The 19,868-nt window shown below is 30.9% G+C and carries 23 protein-coding genes and 1 tRNA gene; 3 read left to right on the top strand and 21 right to left on the bottom strand.

Annotated features, from left to right (window positions below; all coding sequences use genetic code 11):
• Positions 1-304: 304 nt before the first annotated feature.
• The 18 genes from L3B96_RS05770 to L3B96_RS05685 all read right to left on the bottom strand — a co-directional run bounded on the left by L3B96_RS05770 (position 305) and on the right by L3B96_RS05685 (position 14,588).
• Positions 305-967 (bottom strand): PsbP-related protein, encoded by a 663-nt coding sequence (locus tag L3B96_RS05770; RefSeq protein ID WP_173708339.1) that lies wholly within the window; start codon positions 965-967, stop codon positions 305-307.
• 406 nt (positions 968-1,373) lie between these two features.
• Complete coding sequence (locus L3B96_RS05765; protein WP_012059558.1) at positions 1,374-1,760, bottom strand: hypothetical protein; 387 nt, start codon at positions 1,758-1,760, stop codon at positions 1,374-1,376.
• Between the two features lie 15 nt (positions 1,761-1,775).
• Positions 1,776-2,009: a hemolysin XhlA family protein gene (locus L3B96_RS05760; RefSeq protein ID WP_012059559.1), complete on the bottom strand. Its 234-nt coding sequence runs from the start codon at positions 2,007-2,009 to the stop codon at positions 1,776-1,778.
• A gap of 280 nt (positions 2,010-2,289) precedes the next feature.
• Positions 2,290-3,912, bottom strand: a complete 1,623-nt coding sequence (locus tag L3B96_RS05755; RefSeq protein WP_238859268.1) for a hypothetical protein — start codon at positions 3,910-3,912, stop codon at positions 2,290-2,292.
• A 12-nt stretch (positions 3,913-3,924) separates the two neighbouring features.
• Positions 3,925-4,707, bottom strand: a complete 783-nt coding sequence (locus L3B96_RS05750; protein ID WP_087703321.1) for a hypothetical protein — start codon at positions 4,705-4,707, stop codon at positions 3,925-3,927.
• A 17-nt stretch (positions 4,708-4,724) separates the two neighbouring features.
• Positions 4,725-5,378 (bottom strand): phage tail protein, encoded by a 654-nt coding sequence (locus L3B96_RS05745; protein WP_238859266.1) that lies wholly within the window; start codon positions 5,376-5,378, stop codon positions 4,725-4,727.
• Position 5,379: 1 nt separating this feature from the next.
• Entirely contained in the window at positions 5,380-6,084 is a 705-nt protein-coding gene (locus L3B96_RS05740) for a putative phage tail protein (RefSeq protein WP_238859264.1), read from the bottom strand.
• Positions 6,077-7,183, bottom strand: coding sequence for a baseplate J/gp47 family protein (locus tag L3B96_RS05735; protein ID WP_238859262.1), 1,107 nt, complete (start codon positions 7,181-7,183; stop codon positions 6,077-6,079). Before L3B96_RS05735 ends, L3B96_RS05740 begins: the two co-directional genes overlap by 8 nt.
• Positions 7,176-7,616, bottom strand: coding sequence for a DUF2634 domain-containing protein (locus tag L3B96_RS05730; protein ID WP_238859260.1), 441 nt, complete (start codon positions 7,614-7,616; stop codon positions 7,176-7,178). Before L3B96_RS05730 ends, L3B96_RS05735 begins: the two co-directional genes overlap by 8 nt.
• A complete protein-coding gene (locus L3B96_RS05725; RefSeq protein ID WP_012059569.1) occupies positions 7,609-7,932 on the bottom strand; it encodes a DUF2577 domain-containing protein in 324 nt (107 codons plus the stop codon). Before L3B96_RS05725 ends, L3B96_RS05730 begins: the two co-directional genes overlap by 8 nt.
• Positions 7,932-8,936: a terminase gene (locus L3B96_RS05720; protein WP_238859258.1), complete on the bottom strand. Its 1,005-nt coding sequence runs from the start codon at positions 8,934-8,936 to the stop codon at positions 7,932-7,934. The genes L3B96_RS05725 and L3B96_RS05720 overlap by 1 nt, the downstream gene beginning before the upstream one ends.
• On the bottom strand, positions 8,933-9,412 hold the full coding sequence (locus L3B96_RS05715; RefSeq protein ID WP_238859256.1) for a hypothetical protein: 480 nt from the start codon (positions 9,410-9,412) through the stop codon (positions 8,933-8,935). The genes L3B96_RS05720 and L3B96_RS05715 overlap by 4 nt, the downstream gene beginning before the upstream one ends.
• Before the next feature lie 13 nt (positions 9,413-9,425).
• Positions 9,426-11,663 (bottom strand): phage tail length tape measure family protein, encoded by a 2,238-nt coding sequence (locus L3B96_RS05710; RefSeq protein WP_238859246.1) that lies wholly within the window; start codon positions 11,661-11,663, stop codon positions 9,426-9,428.
• Between the two features lie 25 nt (positions 11,664-11,688).
• Positions 11,689-11,829, bottom strand: a complete 141-nt coding sequence (locus L3B96_RS05705; RefSeq protein ID WP_238859244.1) for a hypothetical protein — start codon at positions 11,827-11,829, stop codon at positions 11,689-11,691.
• A gap of 6 nt (positions 11,830-11,835) precedes the next feature.
• Positions 11,836-12,240, bottom strand: a complete 405-nt coding sequence (locus L3B96_RS05700) for an XkdN-like protein (protein WP_238859242.1) — start codon at positions 12,238-12,240, stop codon at positions 11,836-11,838.
• A gap of 335 nt (positions 12,241-12,575) precedes the next feature.
• Complete coding sequence (locus L3B96_RS05695; RefSeq protein ID WP_012059574.1) at positions 12,576-13,007, bottom strand: phage tail tube protein; 432 nt, start codon at positions 13,005-13,007, stop codon at positions 12,576-12,578.
• 12 nt (positions 13,008-13,019) lie between these two features.
• Positions 13,020-14,141 carry a phage tail sheath subtilisin-like domain-containing protein gene (locus L3B96_RS05690; RefSeq protein ID WP_238859240.1) on the bottom strand — a complete coding sequence of 374 codons (1,122 nt, stop codon included), beginning with the start codon at positions 14,139-14,141 and terminating at the stop codon, positions 13,020-13,022.
• 12 nt (positions 14,142-14,153) lie between these two features.
• Positions 14,154-14,588 (bottom strand): DUF6838 family protein, encoded by a 435-nt coding sequence (locus L3B96_RS05685; RefSeq protein WP_012059576.1) that lies wholly within the window; start codon positions 14,586-14,588, stop codon positions 14,154-14,156.
• 491 nt (positions 14,589-15,079) lie between these two features.
• Here L3B96_RS05685 and L3B96_RS05680 point away from each other — a divergent pair, with 491 nt between their 5' ends.
• Positions 15,080-15,745: a hypothetical protein gene (locus tag L3B96_RS05680; protein ID WP_012059577.1), complete on the top strand. Its 666-nt coding sequence runs from the start codon at positions 15,080-15,082 to the stop codon at positions 15,743-15,745.
• Between the two features lie 74 nt (positions 15,746-15,819).
• On the opposite strand, the gene L3B96_RS05675 is transcribed toward L3B96_RS05680, so the two are convergent.
• Together L3B96_RS05675 and L3B96_RS05670 are read right to left on the bottom strand one after the other, a co-directional pair.
• On the bottom strand, positions 15,820-16,326 hold the full coding sequence (locus L3B96_RS05675; protein ID WP_012059578.1) for a hypothetical protein: 507 nt from the start codon (positions 16,324-16,326) through the stop codon (positions 15,820-15,822).
• A gap of 200 nt (positions 16,327-16,526) precedes the next feature.
• Entirely contained in the window at positions 16,527-17,081 is a 555-nt protein-coding gene (locus L3B96_RS05670) for an RNA 2'-phosphotransferase (RefSeq protein WP_012059579.1), read from the bottom strand.
• 395 nt (positions 17,082-17,476) lie between these two features.
• Between L3B96_RS05670 and L3B96_RS05665 the strand changes: the two genes are divergently transcribed.
• Complete coding sequence (locus L3B96_RS05665; RefSeq protein ID WP_171780574.1) at positions 17,477-18,052, top strand: hypothetical protein; 576 nt, start codon at positions 17,477-17,479, stop codon at positions 18,050-18,052.
• A 775-nt stretch (positions 18,053-18,827) separates the two neighbouring features.
• Positions 18,828-19,400, top strand: coding sequence for a sigma-70 family RNA polymerase sigma factor (locus tag L3B96_RS05660; RefSeq protein WP_238859224.1), 573 nt, complete (start codon positions 18,828-18,830; stop codon positions 19,398-19,400).
• Positions 19,401-19,641: 241 nt separating this feature from the next.
• Here the strand turns inward: L3B96_RS05660 and L3B96_RS05655 are convergent.
• Positions 19,642-19,717, bottom strand: a tRNA-Lys gene (locus L3B96_RS05655).
• Positions 19,718-19,868: the final 151 nt, after the last annotated feature.

Below are 19,868 nucleotides of genomic sequence, written 5' to 3'. Positions count from 1 at the left end.
ACGCCTTCTCATATAATTTAATCTTTAAAATATATTGTTTATTATGTTATGTAATTTTACCTAAATACAATATTACTATGTTGGAACTTATTTCACATATCTCAGTATTAATTAAAAATATAACCTATTTAAATCATAAGTATAAATTTATAACTGTGGCATAATTTTGAACCTTCAAAATTATTTATGTATTTATTTCAAATTAATCTTCTATTGTTCATTGATTATATGTATTATCTTTAGCAAGGTAAGATAATTAAAAGCATATCTCTCCTTACTAAAGATTATCCCCTAATTTAAAGAATTAATATGCAAATTTTATTGTATTTAACATACTTTCAAAAGATGTCATATTTTCATCTGATATTTTTCCACGTTGCATAAGTGTAAATAAATATGCTTTGTTACTATTACAAATCATTACTTGTTCTACTTGCACATCCATTCCATTAATATTATGAAAATAGTTTAGAGTTAACGCATTATTATTATTAAATTTACGCTCTTTAATTTGTAAATTATTTATATCTGAGCGATTTTTTATATAAGTTTCTGCTGAATTAAAATAAACCTCTTCTGAATATCCCTCCATGCCATCTATAACCAAGTTCACATTAGTCCCCTGATTATCTAGATAGTAAATATCATCTCCTTTTAAAGTCGTTTTAGTCCAATTTGAAGGATATGAAACTGAAATCTTATCAGATTTAGTTTCTAGGCCTGTCCAATCCCCATTATTGCTTAAGACATATCCATCAATAACTGTGTTTTTAGCCATATAACCACTAGCATAAAAATAATACCATTTTCCTTCTATCTTTTTCCAACCTGTAGAATATGAGTCACCTTCTGTATACCACCATCCAGTACTATTACTCTTCCATTCTGCACTTGCACCTATTGGAGTTAGCGCTAATACTGATACCGCTATTAGTGATCCTGCTATTAATTTTTTTAATTTTACCATTATTATTCCCCCTAAGTTCTTATAATATATAAGCTCCACTTAACAAGCTTTCTAATCATTAAAATTATTCCACTTTATACTTCCGCTTTAAAGGTTTAACTTCGATTAACAAATTTTTGGAACTCATATATAATTTTATCTTACTTTTGCCCTTTGTCAAATATTCCAAGTGATAGAATTAAATAGTACTTATCATTTATTGAGTGTAGTAAAAGGTTAAAATGCATGAATATATAATTTCCATATTTCATTTGATGCAAACAAAAAAAGACCAGGCTTAATGCTTGCATAATATACATAAACATTAAGTCTGGTTTGAAAATAATTAGTAATAAGCGTTTTTTATTAAAGCCATATTTATTAAATAATGTGTATTACTAATTGTAACTATATTCTATTATAAGATTTATTGTTCTTTCGAATCTTTTGTTAACATATCTCTGCCTTTATTAACTTCCCCAGCTATAGTTTGCCTTAAAAATTCTAAATTTTCTTTCGATAATCCTGGAATACGCTCCATAAGTACCTTATCAAATTCATCTGCCTTCGATGTTAAAAGCTCAGTTGCATTTTCTGTAATTCTAAATTTCTCTTCTACTATATTCCATACTTCCCTAGCAGTATTTATTTCTTCCTGATGCTCATTGATCTTTATTTTTTGGCTTATTTCACTTTTCTTCTGAATAAAGAAATCTATTATTGAATTTCCAACCTGCTTGATTATCACTGCTAAAATTGCCACTACTGAAGTATCTACTATAGGTAAAATTTGATTAATTAATATTTCTTTCATTGTTATCCCCATCCTTTACCTTAAAATCTTGGTTTCAATTGCAAAAAAGAAGAAGCTTATTAAAGCTCCTCCTATTGCAGTTATAAACCACTTCATCATATTGGTTAATGATTTAATGTTTTCACATAAATTCTTCAATTCTGTCTTAAGTTCCCTTGAATCTTGCTCAAGCTTATCTAATCTCTCTCCATGATTATTGAGCCTTCTTTCATACGTTTCAATTTTATCTTTAATCAATTCTTCATTCATGTATTACTTCCTTTCCATTAAAAATAAATGTTAATTCTTTTGTCTATATGATACTAAAAACTTGGCATTATTACATGTCATGATATACTATACAAAAATAAAAAAAGATTATTTAGCTTAATAGTAATCTTTTACTGCATTTTTATTTAATTGACTAAAACTTTATTAAATACATACATTTCTCCTTTCTTCCAGATTTTGTTCAATATAAAATTACTTGGAAATTCTTATATATAAACAAATAAAAAAGAAGACCTATTAAAAGCCTTCATTTTTTATATTAACTTATTATTGTATATTCAGAACGCATTTTACATATGGCATCAATCATATAATAAACATTTAAATTATTATCTACATACATTGTTTCAGGTATCAAAGCATCTGATACAGAATCATTGAACATCCATGTTCTTTCTCCATTTGGATTAAATTGTGTTATTGATGTTTTACGTTCTCCTATTATATACCAATAATTATTTTTGTCTACAAATTTTAAATCTCCATCTCCCATAGATTGTTCCCATATTTTATTTCCATTGGAATCATATTTATATGCTTTACTATCAGTAATGAATATACAAAGATTATTTGAGTTATCTACAAATAAACTAACACGATTTGAAGAAGTCGATGGATTAATAGTCCATATCTTATTAAATGAAGTATCAAATTTTACTATATTTTTATTTGACATTGCAGCATAAAAGCATCCGTCTTTTCCAGCAGCAAGTGCAATACATTTGACAGATGTATTAGATGGATCAGCAGCAACAGAACTATAACTTCCATCTGCTGTGTTAAATCTAATCATACCGGTGTTTTGATTTAATATAAGATATCCATTTACATATATCATAGCTGTTGCAGTATCATAATAACTATTAGAAAAGGACCATTTTTGTACACCATTTGTATCATATTTTGTAACAACTAAATCAAGATATGATACATAAAGATTACCTGAATCATCAGTGCACATTTTTACACTGTAATAACCAATTGTTTTTTGCCATATTAGATTTCCATTTAAATCATATTTAGCGATATAATCAGCTGATTGACTTGATTGTGAAAAAAAACCATAAACATAATTTCCATCACTACACATATAATTACCAGTATTATAATACCCATGTTCAGTACTTTTCCATTTCTGATTGAACTTTAAATCTATATTTCCAGAAAGAACTGTAGTTCCTGGTGAATATCCTCTGCCTGTACCTGTAACTTTATTTCCATTTACATATGCAGTTTTACCACTAGAGATATCTGAAGCAGCTGCAGTAGCATCTGATGTAAATGTGCCAACTATTCCACCCACAGTCGTACCAGCTTTTATAGCTTCAGCTGCTAAATTAGTTACTATAACTTTAATTTTTCCTAACCCATTATGAAATCCTGCTGGTATTATATATTCTTGATTACTGTTTGTTAAAGTAGATGAAACAGCTCCATTATTAGGCATTGTTCCAACTAATCCTGTATCATTATCATTACTAAATTTCTTAGTTGCTAGTACACTAGAAACATCTGCATCCCCTTCTGCACTAGCTTTGATAAAAAAACAGTCACTTATCGAGTTATACCATACAGTATACGCCTTTCCTGCTATTAAGTTTGGTGATGTTGTTGTTCCTGGCTTATATAATTTTTTACCATTTATAGTTGTAGCAGCGCCGCCATTGTTTGCACTTGCTATAAACGTTATTGGATATCCAGTTACTAGAGTTCCTTTAATTGTAAGTGTTATTGCTGTGGCAGATCCACTCGCTACCTGATATACCATATCTGACAATGTTGCATTAACATTTGAATCTCCAAATTTAACAATTGATGCATCAGTATGTGGGTAATATATATTTCCTGTACTATCTTGTATTTCTATATTTTTTGTTGCCATTTGTTTTCCCCCTTAAATAGTCTTTAGAAATAATTTAACTTGTGTTCCACTTGCATAATCAGTACCAACTTTAATACTTGCTCCGTCTGCTCCTGCTGGTCCTTGTGGTCCAGTTGCACCAGTTGGTCCAGCAGCACCTGTTGCGCCTGTGGCTCCTTTTAAACATATTGAATATACCCATTTTGCTGTGCTTGCATCTCCTGAAGCTGTACATACATATACATTTCCTGTGCTTGTATTAAAATATTGATCATTTACTAGCGCTGAAGTTATACCACTTCCAGTAAAAACTGTTGCTGAGGTGCTAGTACCTGTTATTGCAGTTCCACTATACCATTGAGATCCTCTAATTCCAGCTGCTCCTTGTGGGCCTTGTATGCCTTGGATTCCTTGTGGTCCCTGCATACCTGTTGCTCCGCTAAGATCTGTTATATATGTGTATGCTGTTGATCCCTTAACATATAATTTTGCATTATCAGCATCATTAATATTTCCAGTATCTATTAACACAAAGCTCCCTATTTTTAATCCATCTGTAGCAAATCCTGTATTCATAGCTGAAACTGAACTATACACTTTTGCAATTGTAAAAGGATCTCCAGCTGGTCCTTGCACACCTTGTATACCTTGAACTCCCTGAGGACCTTTTAATAATCCTCCATCTAACTTTTGTTGAAATGTTTGTCCATCAGCAAATGTAACTGCATCTGCGCTTGTTAATACATTTACTTCCTTTAATACTGCACCTGTACTTTCATCTAATAATTGAATCCTTACTTTATCTAAATTCGCCATTATATAATCATCCTTTCTTATTGAACTATTTTAATACCCATATTGGGACTTACCTTCACATTGTCTGCAAAGCCATTGGTTATTTTATCTGTTATTTTAAAATACAAAGTATCACTTGTTCTGTCAGGTATAGCTGGCAGTGTCTCATTAATATACAATTGCATTTTCCCTGATAACTTAGCACTGACTTCTTGAAATTTTGACTGTAGTATTTGTATATCTCCTTTAGTTGCAACTACTACATTTGGATCTATCTTAAGATCTATGCTGCTTGCATTTCTGACTTCTAGTACGATTTTTATGACTAAATCTTTTGTGCTTCCTTCTAAAATTGTTGGTTTATAGGTTTCTGATAATTTGGTGATTGCAATCATATCTCCAGCATCATCAAAAATACCAGCTTCTCTGATGAAAAATCCTCCATCGGCTGCTGGTATTACTGTTTCTACAACTATCCAGTTTTCATTTGATTCATCAGCTGAAATTGCACTTATATTTCCTGACCAAACTTCTTTTACAATTGATGTTTGCTCCTCTGAAGGCTCATAATATGATCCGTTTCCATCTCCAACTTTTAGGGTTTTAAAATTTACTTTACTACCTGAAACTGCTGAAGCTGATAATTTTTTTCTCCCTAATTTTGTTAAAATCGTATAAAAATTTTCTGCCAAATTAACTCATCTCCTTACTGGGATATATTGTTATGCTTTCTGAACCTGTACATTGGCTGATACCACTTTCCATTTTTCCGCTGAATTCAATATTTTTAGCTCTCCATGGATAAACTGTCATAGTCTCTCCCATAATTGATGCTAAGCCATAGTACATTTGTGATTGATTTACGGATATTAGTTTATATTTAACGCCTAAATGTGCCGGCTTAGCTATTTCTATTGAATCGTACAAGCTATCTAAAGCATAAGGAAAGCCTGTATCACTTATTAAATTCACTTCAAAATAGTATTCTGGGTTATTCTGAATTATTTCAGCTTCTGAAACAAAACTCTTACATATCTGCTTTATTACTTCAACTGTTGTTGTGCCTTTAGAGTTAAGCTTTGCTAATACCCTTGCTCTTCTTTCTTCAATTGATTTAGCATTATTTGTAGTTATTCCAACTCGTTTTTCCCATAATTTCAATCCCCATTCAGTTGCAGTTTGAGGCAAAATTTGCAAGAATAAATCTGAAATATCCAAACCTAATTTATCGAAGCTATGTCCGTAAGCATTAAATATTTCCTGGAAAATATAGCCATTCTTCATTTCATCAATAACATAGCTTTCTAGCTTATATTTTGACTCATTTCCACTATTTTCACTTGAAGGACTTACAATATTAATATTTTTAAATGCTTCAAAATCAGCTGTATTACTCATAAGTTATCCCTCCCAAAGATGCCTTATCTTCATCCGCTGTAATTATATTTTTAGTATCATTGTTTATTTTTACTGAAGATATATCATTAACTCCGGCTGTCATTACTACCTTTGCCTCAACAGTATTTATTTTTACAACTCCGCCTACTGGAATTGTTTTAAAATAATTATCAAGAGACTCTTTTATATTGTCTTTAACATCCTTTATATCAAATCCATCTAATACAGTAAGACCAAGTATATTAACATCAATTTTTAATGGATTGACTGATACTACAGTTACTTTAGCCCCTATTGGTGCCTTTCCACTTCCTTCACCATCTGCTGGATCTATATATTGTTTAACTTTTTGTACTATAGTATCATCTAGCTCCATTCCATTATTTCCTGCAACTATTACCTTTACAGTTCCATTTCCATTCATTCCATTGCTTTTATCCCAAAGAGGTTTTACTTTCACATATTCAACACCAGATATCTGAAGAGCCCATTTTTCATAATCATATATATTTCCACTGCTGCTCTCTTCTCTCTCTTTAGATATGATTCTTTCCAATAAATTTTCACTAGTTTCAGTATCAGTTCCACTGGTAGTTGCACTTTCATTTTTCACACTAGTTATCCCATTTATTTTAATTGGTATTTCAACAATAGCATTAGCTGGAACATTATATTTAGAGCCTATTTCTATTGCTTTAATTCCTAGTATGCATTTTCCATCTTTAATTTTTCCTTGAGATGTCACCTTATATTTTAAGCCTTCAACAGTTTGAACTATGCTATTTTCATATATTATAGAATTTTCTAACCCTAAAAAAGTCACTTGCCCCACTGAATATAAGCCTTGCTTCCTCTCTAAGCCATGTCTTGCTGCATCTTTATCTATAAATTTATCATACTCATCTTGGGGCACCTCTGGAGCTTCCTCTCCAAATACTAATTTCAAAATTGTATCTAGAGCCTTATAATAATCTGCTATGGTTTTAGCAGATGGAGCAATAGCATCATATACAAAATATCCTTCACTTTTGGATATTCCAGAATCAATACTATCTAGCATTTGTGATCTTAAATTTTCTTCAGTATTATTTTCATACATCAATTGTCACCTCCCCACAATCAGTTATTGCTGTAAAAGTTATGGTTAAAATATCATTGTTTTTATCCACCTCAAAGTTTTTTACGCCTAATATGTGTTTATTTTCCTTTAAACATTCTAAAGTTAACCTTTTAGCCTCACTTTCGATTAAACTTTTACTGAACCCTTTACCAATTATTTTTTCAAATTCATTTCCATATGCATCGCTGTAAATTGGATACTTTCCTTTGCTGGTTTTAAGAGCTTTCCATATCCATATTTTTAATGCTTCTATTCCTTCTACAATTTGAAATTTTCCATCCTTAAGTTTGAAATCATTTTTCTCAAAATCCCAAGCATATTCTTTAGGAATATCTGTAACTTTCTCTTCTTGTGAAAATGCTGCAAGTTTATTTGCCATGTTTAAATTTGTTTCAGGTAATATACTAGCCACTACATTTCACCACCTTACAAAGTATTATCCATGTTTGATTATCCTTAGTAGGCAATACTGCTAGCTCATCACCAATTTTTATTGTATCTAGAAAGCTTACTGCAGTACCATCAGTATTTGTTACTGATGCTTGTCTTGAATATCCTGATAATAAGTAATCAGCTATATAAAGATCATCCTTATATAGCTGCAAATCATTTGTTTGAATTATTATTTCAGGAGGTGGAGAATTAACCTTAGCAATGCATATGGAAAGAGGATTACTTTCTGCACCTTTTCTTTTCATTAAATTTAACATTTTTACATATGGATCCATTAGCTATCAACCTCCTGTAAATCCATTTTGTTACTTAAGCTTACTGTAAGCTTCATTGTATATTTTCCTGTTCCACATTCCCAGGTATGAGTATCAGCATTAACATAAAGAGTTGCATCCTTCAATATGTCTAAATACCATATTTTTGCCTTAACAGCATATCCTGTTAAACAGCTATAATTGCCAATGGCTTCAATTTCTATTTCTTCACTGAAGCCATATAACTTATTTTGCGCTACATCATATGTGTTGTTATCATCTTCCACTGTGTACGATGTCTGGAAAACACCATATCTTTTTACAAGCTCTGAATTCTCCACTTGATCTACGTAGTTATTGTTAACGTCAAAAATTTTTACTCTGTTTATCATATTTTCTAAGGAATCCTTATAGCTCATATCTATTATGTTATTATTGCACAAATCCACATTAGCAGATTGAAGCAAATAATCTGATATTATTTGCCCCTTCTCAATTACATTGAACGTATCAGCTTTCATAATAGGAACATACTGTTTTCCATTTTGCTTGCTAACTTCACTATAGCACTGCATTATTATGCTATAATAACTCTTATCTATACATAGTCTACCTATCGGCATTCCAGTTACCACTACATCACCAACTTTGATGTTTAATTCCTCACAAGCTTTATATACGACATTTTCTGGCGACATATTCTTAATATTCATACTTGTTGATGAACTCATAATGAACCTCATATAATCATAGCAAGTAAAAGTTTCTTCTTGATTTGAACTTCCTAAAGTCCTATCTACAACTTCACCTCTAAAAATTTCTCCATAAGTTTCATCTACAATCTTTATTAATGTTCCTGGACATATTTGAACTCTAGGCTCATTTATATCTGATAAGGAATATAACATACTAAATGAGCATTTTCTTGCTGGCTGATCTATTGATGCTGATAATTCAATACTTTTACAAACTGGAGTTATATCTGTTAAAAGCCAACCTTCATATAAGCTGTATATTTTAATCATATATTACCACCCAATATATTATTTACATCGGTTAAACTAAAGCTTGCCCCCCACTGACCTACAATTTTTTCATTTAACTTCAATGCCTTATACTGCTTTAATGCTAATGTAAAGTTTATATCTCCAGTTCCATCATTTTCTCCATACTCAAAAGTTTCTATAGAGAATAGATCGTTGATATCTGTATTTGTAAGTATCACTCTTATTGGCTTTTTACTTTTTCTCCAAGCTTCTATTTGTGCAACGCACTCAAATGGTTTAGGAATATCAGAATATGCACAAAATTTATATTTATGGACAGGAAAAAAGCTCTCAAAAGATATTTCTGAAAGCTTTGAATCTCCTAATATATTTATTTCTCCAATTGATTCTACATTAACTACTGAATTGTTGTTAGCTAATTTAAGTGAATAACTAGAAGGTGGTACAGGAAGTTGTAACCATGTATCGTCTTGATTAAACCAAAATTCTATCATTTTAAAATACCTCCTAACTCATTCCAAGAGCTGTTTGACTCAATTTATTGGCTAGAGCTGTTGCAATTTTATCTATATCGCTTTCTTCTCTAATTATTATAGAATCTGCAAGCTTCGCTATTGTTATTGCAAATCCATTTTGTGAGCTATCATCTTTAGTTAATCCAGAAGTACCTTTAAATCCTTGGCTACCAGTCTTGTTTCCTGATGATAAGTTTTTATTTACACCAGTTTTTATTCCTACTGCAAGATCTTTAATTGGTTCAGTTACTAAATGAGTATTAACCTTAATACCACGGCCCATGCCTTTTAAAAAGTCTGGCATCCATGTTTCATAATCTGTAAGAGGTCCTTTATCTGGAACTGAGAAATGAAGAAATGATCTTATCCTATCAGCTACACCTGAAATAGCATCTTCAATGTAACCCACTGCTCCTCTTATACCATCTACAATTCCCATTATCATATCTTTACCCCAACTAATAGCAGTTTTAGCCACATCTTTAAATACTGCACCTATTGCATTTAATATATTTCTTATAATATCTATGGCACCATTAAATACTGTTCCCACAGTACTTTTTATAGTATTCCATGCGCCTGACCAATCTCCATTTATAACTTGCATTACAGTTTTAATCACTCCTGTTATTACGTTAAGTACAGTCATGATTACTGTTTTAATTATGTTGAATGCTGAAGACACTACTGTTTTTATAGTCTGCCCATGAACATTCCAAAAGGCCATTATCATATTTAAAGCAGTGCTTATAACAGTTTTAATGGCTGTCATAACAGTCGTAATAGTTTGTTTTATAAGTGGCCAGTTAGAAATTACAAAGCTTATTAATTTACTGAAAATTTGAATAGCAAATGTTAGTACTGGCTTTAATATAGAGTTCCAAACTGATTGGATTCCTTTAAATACATTTTGAATTATGCTTTGTATTTGTGGCATATGTGCCTTAATAAAGTCTATTACTGATTTAACTGTTGCAATTATAACTTTAATCGTACTTGTTACAATTGAACCTACTTTAGGCCCGAATAAACTAGAAAAAAATACTCCTATTCCTTCTGCTGCACTTCCTGTTTTCTTAAATACATCAATTGCTGATTTTACAGCACTTGATATTTTGCTAAAAACAGATACAACAAAGTCTCTTATTCCACCAAAATTAGTAGCAAATGCCATTGCCAATAATGCGATTACGCCGATAACAATCATAATTGGAAGTGATAACTTAGTAAACAAACCCATTACTCCTGAAAGAGGTTGATAAAACGTCCCTATCATATTCTTAAACATGCCAAAGCCACCAATTAATGTTCCAAAGACAGCTGTAAGACCTAAAGCCTTTGCAATTATGTCCATTATTGGTTGTGGTATATTTTTTATTGATTGGGCAACATTCAAAAATACTTCTGCTACTTTTTTGGCATAAGGTAATAAAGCATCACCTATATTGCTTTTAATTCCACTTATAGTATTAGATAATTGTTGTAGCTTACCAGCATAAGTATCTGCTGCCACTGCTGCCTGACCACCAAATTCTTTATTTAATTCGTTTAAAATTAGTTTCTGAGCCCCAGCCGTATCCCCAGTTTTTTGCATTGCTTCTACTTGCTTTTTTTGTTGATCTGTGAATGTAATGCCAATTCCGTTTAAATCTGCAAGTCCTTTAGTTGGATCATTAAGTGCTTTTCCTAATGCTTTGCTAGCTTCAACAGGATCAGTCCCCATTTTTTGTGCCATATCTACCATTGCTTGCGAGGCTGCAGGAAAAATATCCTTCCCTATGTTAGTAAATGTAAGTAGCATACTCTGACCTGTTTTAATCGCTCCAGCACCAAATGTAGATGCATTACTCAATTGTGATGCCATTTTACTTACTTCTTCAGCTGTGAATCCTGCGGCTCCACCAGTAGATTTAATTGTTTGTGCTAAATCTTTGTTAGTTTTTTCTGATTTTGCGGCTCCATCGATACAATCCTTTAGAAAACCAGCCGTTGAATTTCCAACTTCTCCAATAGCCTGCCTAGCTGAATTTAAACCACTAGCTATTTTATTACCGAATCCAGCTGATTTAACTGTTTCATTCACCTTCTGCGAAGTTTCTACAGCTTTTGCACCTAAACTCTCAATAGATTCTTGAGCCTTTTGAACTCCGATGATAACGTTTTGCGTAAGATTTACTACTGTATTAATCTGAGTCATATTTATTTGGTTCATATTAACTGTATTCGCCATTAAACCTCACCCCCTTGTAGGGATTCTATTTGCTTATTTTTATCTTCAACTTCTTGTTCAATAAAAGCACTGATGATAATCTTTTCTCCAAATCCCCTATTAATTGTTTCTGCTGGCCACTTGCCATGAAGTTTCCAGCAGTAATATAAGAGATTAACAGTTTCATCAGTGCTTATGAGTTTTTTATATCTTCTTTTTTGTTAGTAGATTCTACTCCTGAAATTTCAGTTACAGTATCCGCTAAAATATCAACTTCACCAGGTAAGAATATCTTATTCATAAGTTCCTTTGGTGTTGGAGCTTTGAAATGTTTCATAAGCTCTTCTGATCTAAGCTCTGGCACTCCTGCAAGAACTGTTTCTATCTTTGCTTGTGCTGTTGCAAATCCTTGAATATTTCCTTTCTTATCTACTTGAAGCACTCTTTCTTGAATTTCATTGTATCTCTCCATGGAAATAGCATTACATGTGAATGTAATCTCCATATTTCCAAGTTTAGCAAGCTTAAGTTTTAACTCCTTAGAAGGCACCTCAATTTTGCCAGCATCTATTTTTAATAATTGTTCAACTAAATTCATAACTTTCATCTCCATTTCTTAAAATTAAGTAAGTTTAAAAATTTTTCTCTTTAATTCACTAAAGTTTTTTCTTATTTTGTATATTATTGATTTACTGAACTTAAGCGTATATTTAACCATAAAAATTCGATACATATTTGTGGAATAGGCATTAGAAAATAAGCTGTTGAAGCCACTTAATGGTTGGTTGTTTCACTTTAGTTTGTCCTAATTTTATATTTGGAACAAACTAAAGCGAATACAACCTGACATTTAGTGGCTTCCAGCAAAATTTTCTTAGTCCTATGGAATAAATATGTATCGAATTTTGGTTGGTTCTACGCTTAAGTGTAGTTTTATTGTGGTTCTATTAAGTCTAAGAAATCATAGCCTGAGAAAGTAAATGCAATTGTATCTTCAACATTCTTTTTAACTTCCCAGTCTGCTAATGTTAATTCATCAAAAGTAACATCTTTAAGTACTACTCTTTCAGCCCCTACTGAATCTGGATCAGCTAATTTAGAAATTATAGTACATACAGTTTGCTTTCCTTGTTTGATGTTATCCTTCATTAAAATTGCCATTCTTGATGATATATGATGTAATTTCAATGTTCCCTTTCCTTCTATACCTGTTACTTTACTTCTCTTCCATAGATCCCTTGTAAAATTAACATCTACCTTTGTTAAAGTGACTTTTGCTTGAAGAGCTGACACCTCTGAAACATATTCTCCATTAATCCAAACTTCTCCCCAAGTCCCATTTATAATATCCTTTGCTTGTGGCATAATAATTACCTCCTAAATATATATTTGAAATTTAATATCTTCTATTGCATCTAAAATAACAACTTGTCCCTTAGCAAAAACTTGTGAACCAGTGTTACTTTCTTTTATTTCTTGATCTTTCATAGTTGAAGTATCTACACCTTGGCTCTTTAAGTAAGCTTTTTGCGCATCTAAATCGATTTCTGCTCTATTTTGCCCTTCAATACTGCTATCAAGCAATCCTTCAAGCTCTAGCCCTTCAAAATAACCATTAATAGCTGCAATGAGCAAGCACTTATGATCATAATCATTTGGATATTTTCCAATATAATTATCTTCAGCTGTTGATTTAATATCATCATGTATTAAATCCATAATATCTACTATCTTAATCTTTTTAAAATCTTCACCTTTATTTTCAATAGTAGTTACAAAGCTATTTACAGCTCTATCAATTTTGACTTTCTTTCCATCGTTAATTAAAATTAATTTTCCTGCATCAATTGCTGCATCTCTTTCTTCTTTCTTTAGATGCGGAACATCTACTACTTCCGCAAGTGGTGCATAAGTAGCACTAATATTTAGCGAAGTTCCTGCTAGCATTCCTGCAATTCTTGAACAGTATTCTGCAGCAGTATAAGTTCTAGCTGCTGTTTTTATATCGTCGGTAGCAAAGTTAATTACTCCTTCACTATCAGCTGGGCAATGTGGAAGTACTGCTTTAACTCTAATATCCTTAGCACTTCTTAATTGTTTAATCCATGTAGCAAAATCTGTTGCTCTTGAAGTAATATTTGCCTCCGTATCAGCCTTTCCATCTGCAGTCTGACCAATGCTTGGAACTACTACATAATCCCATTTAATAGTTTCCAAATAATTTTGAGCTTCTGAATAATTAGCTGCATCTGGTGCTTCTATATAAGCAATCACTTGTTTTGGTGGATTTTGATATCCTATCATGGCAAGTTTTATTTGTTCCTTATTAAAATCTGATAAAGCTTCTGGAATTTCATCTATAGTATCCATTTTTATTGGATTACTATAATTTGCTGGCATTGTATCCTTTAATATAAGTGCAACTACGCCTCTTGTTCCTCTCTTTGCAGCAGTTATTCCTGCTTCTTTAAAAATAATTTCTACTGATGGTTCTCCCATTTTTATTCCTCCTTAAATTTTAAAATTAAATGTGCCTGCTTTAGGGCTTTGAGGGGCATTAAAGTTTCTGTCTTGTGCAAGATCTATCTTGAGTTTCAAGTGTATTTCTGACATTTTTGCTCTACCTCTCAACTTTCTTATCTTTGCAGTTCTCCCTAGTACCTTTATATATCCATCACTAAAGATTTCCCTCATTGCATCCCAAACTTCATTTTGAGCTATTAAATCAACATTCATAAGCTCATCTAGCGGACCAAAGTAAATAATCTTCATAGTTATGGTATTCATATAACTATTTCTATTTAAGTCTGCTTGCCTGCTGGTAACGTAGCGAATAAAAAAAGAAGGTCTTACAATTTCCTTCTCTAGCTTTGATGTATATATTTTTGTATTTGGGAATTTTTCAACTAACATTTCATTAATTGAATTAATTAATTCATTAATCATGAACCTCCTCCTGTAATCCCTATTTTATTTTCTGCTTGCTTTTTAAAATTTTATTGCCAAGCACTCACCACCTTTTCACAAATTACTTCCATTACAAAAAAGTACCCAGCTAAAATTAATAAGCCAGATACTTTTTATATAGAAGATTTAATGTTTATGAGAGGGAACTTATCTTCTGTTCCCACTTACTATTATAAGCCTTCTTTTTTTTAATTTCTTACACACTTTCTCTAGTTTACCTATAATTTTCTTATAATTTTTATTTAATGAGGTTTTTAAGCCTAATAGCAATGGATATATCCTTTTCTATTTCCGTAACTCTTTCCTTCTATCCTTGTTTCAATTATTATTATTATATGTTAACATTTTGTTATACAAGTTTTTACTTTAACGCTTAACATGATAAAGCTTTAATATGATGTTAAATGCTTGACTATTAATATTTGAATCTCTTATTACTATTTTTTAAAGCTATATAAGGAGGACATATATTGAAAAAACTTAATTACATAACACTTGCAACATTAATTATATTATCTTTTACAGCTATAGGCTGCAACTCAATAGGTAAAAATGAAAATTCTGATAAAAACCAAACTACAGTTGAAAATAAAACTGAAGAATCAAGTAAAGATACAAATAAAAATGATAATTCTGAAACTCGTGGAAACTCTCCAAGAGATCAGTCAATTTTTGAAGAAAACGAAGAAAGAGATAATACTGAAAGAGATAAAAGATATAAAGAAGTGGATAAATCTAAACTGAATTATGATAAAACTGATTCTTCTCTTACTTACTATGAAACTGAAAATAGCTTTGTTGGCAGTGAAGCTGGAATACCTAATGTAGATAATAAAAAATACAAAAATATATTATCTGACTATACCTATGCACGTGAAGTAAATCCAACAAAAGTAACCTACGAGGATGCAATAAAACTTGCTAAAAGCGTGTTGCCTAATGATATAAAAGAAATAAGAAATAAATATGATAATTCCACTGGAAAAACTCACATAGTTTACTCCTCTAATCAAGGTAATTTTGTATTAGGTCTAGCATACGATTATGACGAATCTCATAACTCTGGTTTCACCCCAAATTCAAAGAATAATACTATCATTGGAATAGATTATATGAAAGAAATAACAGAACAATAAAGAAGGACTGTAGCAAGATTTGCTTAATGACAAATCTACTACAGTCCTCTATTTTAAATTAATACAATATCTTATTAATTCCAATCTCCATAAACAGGAGTATTACCTGAATTATATCTTATCCTGCAATCTATGAACATACCATAAGTATCATCAGAAATTTGATTTCCATTTCTATCATATAATGCTCTGATTCTAAGATAATCTGGGTGACTTGTACCATTTTGTGATCTACTTTCAGTATATGGTACTACTACTGTGCCTGCCGGATATGATGCTTGAAAACTTCCTGATGAATCATACATTCTTACTGCACTATCAGTGCGGAAATATCCAGCTGGTATTGCGCTTGATCTAAATAAATATTCACACCAATCACTAATATCAGCATCTGGATCTAATCTACCATCAACCCAACTCCCTGAAGAATTTACAAACTTTATAACTATTGCAATTGGTCCACTGCTTGTAACTGCAAATCGTTCTTTGTATCCCAAACTTCCTATCCTTGTATTATCCTCAATATTTGTAGAATATACTGGTATACTTGATCCTGACATGTTAATTCCTAAATAACCCATAATTTTGCCTCCTAAAATATAAAAATAATTTTAATTAAGCTTTTGAGGTTAGCTAACTCATTTGCCTTATATATACTTAAAGAAGTTTTTCTTCCATTTTGTAAACATAAAAATCAATTAAATTTAAATTTTCTTTAGCTTTAGTTATTATTTTTGATTTTTGACAACTAACTCTGGTTATTTATAGAATTATATGGATTCTAATTAGTTCTAAAAACCTCAAAATATTTTACTGGAACATAATCAGTTAACCACACTTTGTTTTCAGATAGGAAGAATTTATATCCATCTTTATTCATCTGCTCACTGTTAATTTTAAATATAACTAATTCTCCATGTCTTTTACCTACTTTTGTTGCTGTTTCTATATCAGCTGATAAGTGAACGTATTGTCTATTCTGTTTTTTAATACCTTCTTTGCATATGCTATCTATAAACCTGCTTGCAGTTCCATGATATAATACTTTAGGCGGCTTAATAGCTTGCAATTCAAGATTAACTTTTATTGAATGGCCCTGGTTTGCTTTAATTTTAGTTTTATCATTATTAAATGAATATCTTTGTTTACCATCTTCAGCTACAATTCTTTCAATATCTGAAATTGTCACCTTATATCCTTTTTTATTTAATCCCTTAATTAAATCAGGAGTACTAATATATCCATATTCATCTAAAGTTAATCCAATTTCTTCTGGTTTATGCCTGAGTATAAGGCTTATAAATTTACTAATTCTCATATCTTCATTACTTATCATCGATTAACACCTCATTTTCTATAATCTATTAGCTTATATACCTCTACATAGATTTACTACTTTCAAAGCTTATTTGATGATATACTCCATACATAATATATATTTTAAAATACCAAAAACATTTCCTATTCATAGGTTGGTTTCAGTAGTAATAAAAAAGAAGCCTGCTCGTTTTTTTATCAATGTTATTGTGATCAATTAAATGACTATTTTAGTCTCTTTGCAAAAGTAATACTTAGATTAAAAAGCTTTTGATAAATATCTTCTAAAATTAACAGACTAAGTTTACTCTTCGTGCATATATCTACTTGATACTAAGTAACACTTCTCAACGTAGCTAATATACTATTATAATGAGACTTATAACTACATCAAAATAAAGGAGAATACAATACATGTATAATAAACAATTTCCTTGTTGCCCTTACTACATGAATCAAGTAGCTCACCTCTCTTTCAATGCAAATTGGAGAAATACAATACAAAGTTTTACGGCCATTAGTGGTACCATTACAATGATTGAAGATTTTTATCCAACCCAAGATGATGAATCAGCAGGTTGCTATAAATTAATGTCACTCGAAAGCATCGAAAGAGGACCAGTAAATTTTGTGATATCTCCAGGAACTTATTTTGTGGATCATGAAATGGTAGTGGCTGGAGACGAGGTCACTGGATTCTTTGACGCAAACGCACCTGCTCTTCTTATTTATCCTCCGCAATATCCTGCAATTGTTATGGCAAAAAACACAGAAAATCAAAATGTTACTGTAGATTATTTTGACTATCTACTTATAAGTAGCGATGGAAATTTAAAGCTCAACATAGCCGAATCTACTGAGATAATTCTAACAAACGATCAGGCCTTTAATAGATATCCAGGGAATAGAAACCTAATTGTTGTCTATGGGCCTGCAACTAAGAGCATACCTGCTCAAACCACTCCATATAAAATCATTGTCCTTTGCTAAATCAATATATTTTATATTAGTGTATACAATTTGCTTACACCTTACTTTTTCTGTAAAAAACTAGATTGCTTTTAAATGCTCAAAAAAACTTATCAAAAGCTTCCCATTACAGACATAATGTCCATTTTAATAATACTGTTTTTACATTTTTCTAAAAAATATAGTAATAGGCTATATCTATATAGTAAATAGCCTATTACTATTATTATGCCGCATTTTTTATCCTTTTGCCTAGATTTCTTATGAATATTTCCCACTATTTTCTTACACTTTTCAAATTTAATTTATTCAAAAATCCTATTTCCAAATAATTTTTGTATTTATTTTTTACCACAGTTCTTTTTATACTAAATTTCATATTGTATCCAAACACATTTTCTACATCATATATGTAAATACTTCTAAGCACATTAAATCTCTTATTGTTCCCATTCTTATCTATTAATCAACCAATTCTCACTACTATTTATTCTTGCAAAAGATAAGAAAACTTATCTTACTAACATTTCTTAGTCATCCACGTAATTAATCGTATTACAAAACTTTCCATAAATGCATTATTGTATTTAGATGAGTAAATCAAAAACTTCTAAAATGTAGTAAAAATATTACTTCAGGCTAACCTCCAATAAATTAATATAAATTATTTTCTATTTTTATATAAACTGTACATTCTTGGCCGTATATCTACATGTAGAAATTAACTTAACAATAAATACAACATATGTGAGTCAATTAGTTTAATTTGCAACATTAAGTGAGAAAGGAGGTTCATATGAATTTTGATTACATTGAAAATTTGGTGATAAGATGTAAAAATAATGATGAAACCGCAAAAGAAAAATTAACTGATGAGTTTAAGCCTTTAATCTATAATATTTCAAAGAAAACTTTTGTTGATGGATACAGCACCTACGATATTCAGCAGGAATGTTATAAATCACTTTTTAAATCTGTTTCCATGTATAATTTGGAGAAGCATAGGTTTGTTGCTTATGCTACTAATGCAATAAAGAATAATGTAAATGATTTGATTAGAAAAACAAATTTCAGAAGTTCTACTGACAGTCATGATGCTTTAAGTTTTAATGCTAGTTTTGAAGAAGATATCCCTTCACAAGAAATATCTATTGAGGCTTCATTATGTGAAATCTGTGATTATGAGGATTTAAAGTTATCTCTTAGAAATTTAAGCGAAGAAGAAATTGAACTTATAAATTTTGTATTTTACAAAAATCATACTGTTAAGGAATATGCTTCTTTTAAAGATATGTGCTACTCTACAGCCATTTTAAAGAAAAAAACTATTTTAAGAAAAATATTTAATAACATCCCAGCATATTATTAAAATCTAACAGCTCTAAGGTTAACATTTACCTTAGAGCTGTTATTTTTATTATATATTATACAATAAGAGATTTACACTTAAAACTCTAGAAAACTATATGCTAAATTTAGACCAGAATATAGGTTCTTGATTGCCCTAACTCACCTTTTCTAATACGATTATAATTTTTCCTGAATAATAAAAAAAACTAAAGCATGAAAGTATATTTAACTATACCTTCTCTGCTTTAGGTTAAACAATTTGGTGGCTCACCCGGGAATCGAACCTGGGACACCATGATTAAAAGTCATGTGCTCTACCGACTGAGCTAGTGAACCAAAATAATAATTATAATAGGATGCTTTTGCAAATAATTAAGCTAAATCAATTTCCTTACAGCCTACTAATATTTTTACATGGGGTGAACGATGGGACTCGAACCCACGACAACCAGTGCCACAAACTGGCGCTCTACCAACTGAACTACGT

This window comes from Clostridium sp. YIM B02569 (assembly GCF_022320765.1).
GTDB lineage: Bacteria > Bacillota > Clostridia > Clostridiales > Clostridiaceae > Clostridium > Clostridium beijerinckii.
The sequence above is the reverse complement of the archived record's forward strand: the minus strand, read 5'-3'. Positions and strand labels throughout refer to the sequence as shown.

Coding starts and splice junctions, on each gene's coding strand:
- L3B96_RS05770 (WP_173708339.1), bottom strand. CDS start 967: ATGGTAAAATTAAAAAAATTAATAGCAGGATCACTAATAGCGGTATCA.
- L3B96_RS05765 (WP_012059558.1), bottom strand. CDS start 1,760: ATGAAAGAAATATTAATTAATCAAATTTTACCTATAGTAGATACTTCA.
- L3B96_RS05760 (WP_012059559.1), bottom strand. CDS start 2,009: ATGAATGAAGAATTGATTAAAGATAAAATTGAAACGTATGAAAGAAGG.
- L3B96_RS05755 (WP_238859268.1), bottom strand. CDS start 3,912: ATGGCAACAAAAAATATAGAAATACAAGATAGTACAGGAAATATATAT.
- L3B96_RS05750 (WP_087703321.1), bottom strand. CDS start 4,707: ATGGCGAATTTAGATAAAGTAAGGATTCAATTATTAGATGAAAGTACA.
- L3B96_RS05740 (WP_238859264.1), bottom strand. CDS start 6,084: ATGAGTAATACAGCTGATTTTGAAGCATTTAAAAATATTAATATTGTA.
- L3B96_RS05735 (WP_238859262.1), bottom strand. CDS start 7,183: ATGTATGAAAATAATACTGAAGAAAATTTAAGATCACAAATGCTAGAT.
- L3B96_RS05725 (WP_012059569.1), bottom strand. CDS start 7,932: ATGGATCCATATGTAAAAATGTTAAATTTAATGAAAAGAAAAGGTGCA.
- L3B96_RS05720 (WP_238859258.1), bottom strand. CDS start 8,936: ATGATTAAAATATACAGCTTATATGAAGGTTGGCTTTTAACAGATATA.
- L3B96_RS05715 (WP_238859256.1), bottom strand. CDS start 9,412: ATGATAGAATTTTGGTTTAATCAAGACGATACATGGTTACAACTTCCT.
- L3B96_RS05710 (WP_238859246.1), bottom strand. CDS start 11,663: ATGGCGAATACAGTTAATATGAACCAAATAAATATGACTCAGATTAAT.
- L3B96_RS05705 (WP_238859244.1), bottom strand. CDS start 11,829: ATGAAACTGTTAATCTCTTATATTACTGCTGGAAACTTCATGGCAAGT.
- L3B96_RS05700 (WP_238859242.1), bottom strand. CDS start 12,240: ATGAATTTAGTTGAACAATTATTAAAAATAGATGCTGGCAAAATTGAG.
- L3B96_RS05695 (WP_012059574.1), bottom strand. CDS start 13,007: ATGCCACAAGCAAAGGATATTATAAATGGGACTTGGGGAGAAGTTTGG.
- L3B96_RS05690 (WP_238859240.1), bottom strand. CDS start 14,141: ATGGGAGAACCATCAGTAGAAATTATTTTTAAAGAAGCAGGAATAACT.
- L3B96_RS05685 (WP_012059576.1), bottom strand. CDS start 14,588: ATGATTAATGAATTAATTAATTCAATTAATGAAATGTTAGTTGAAAAA.
- L3B96_RS05675 (WP_012059578.1), bottom strand. CDS start 16,326: ATGGGTTATTTAGGAATTAACATGTCAGGATCAAGTATACCAGTATAT.
- L3B96_RS05670 (WP_012059579.1), bottom strand. CDS start 17,081: ATGATAAGTAATGAAGATATGAGAATTAGTAAATTTATAAGCCTTATA.
- L3B96_RS05665 (WP_171780574.1), top strand. CDS start 17,477: ATGTATAATAAACAATTTCCTTGTTGCCCTTACTACATGAATCAAGTA.
- L3B96_RS05660 (WP_238859224.1), top strand. CDS start 18,828: ATGAATTTTGATTACATTGAAAATTTGGTGATAAGATGTAAAAATAAT.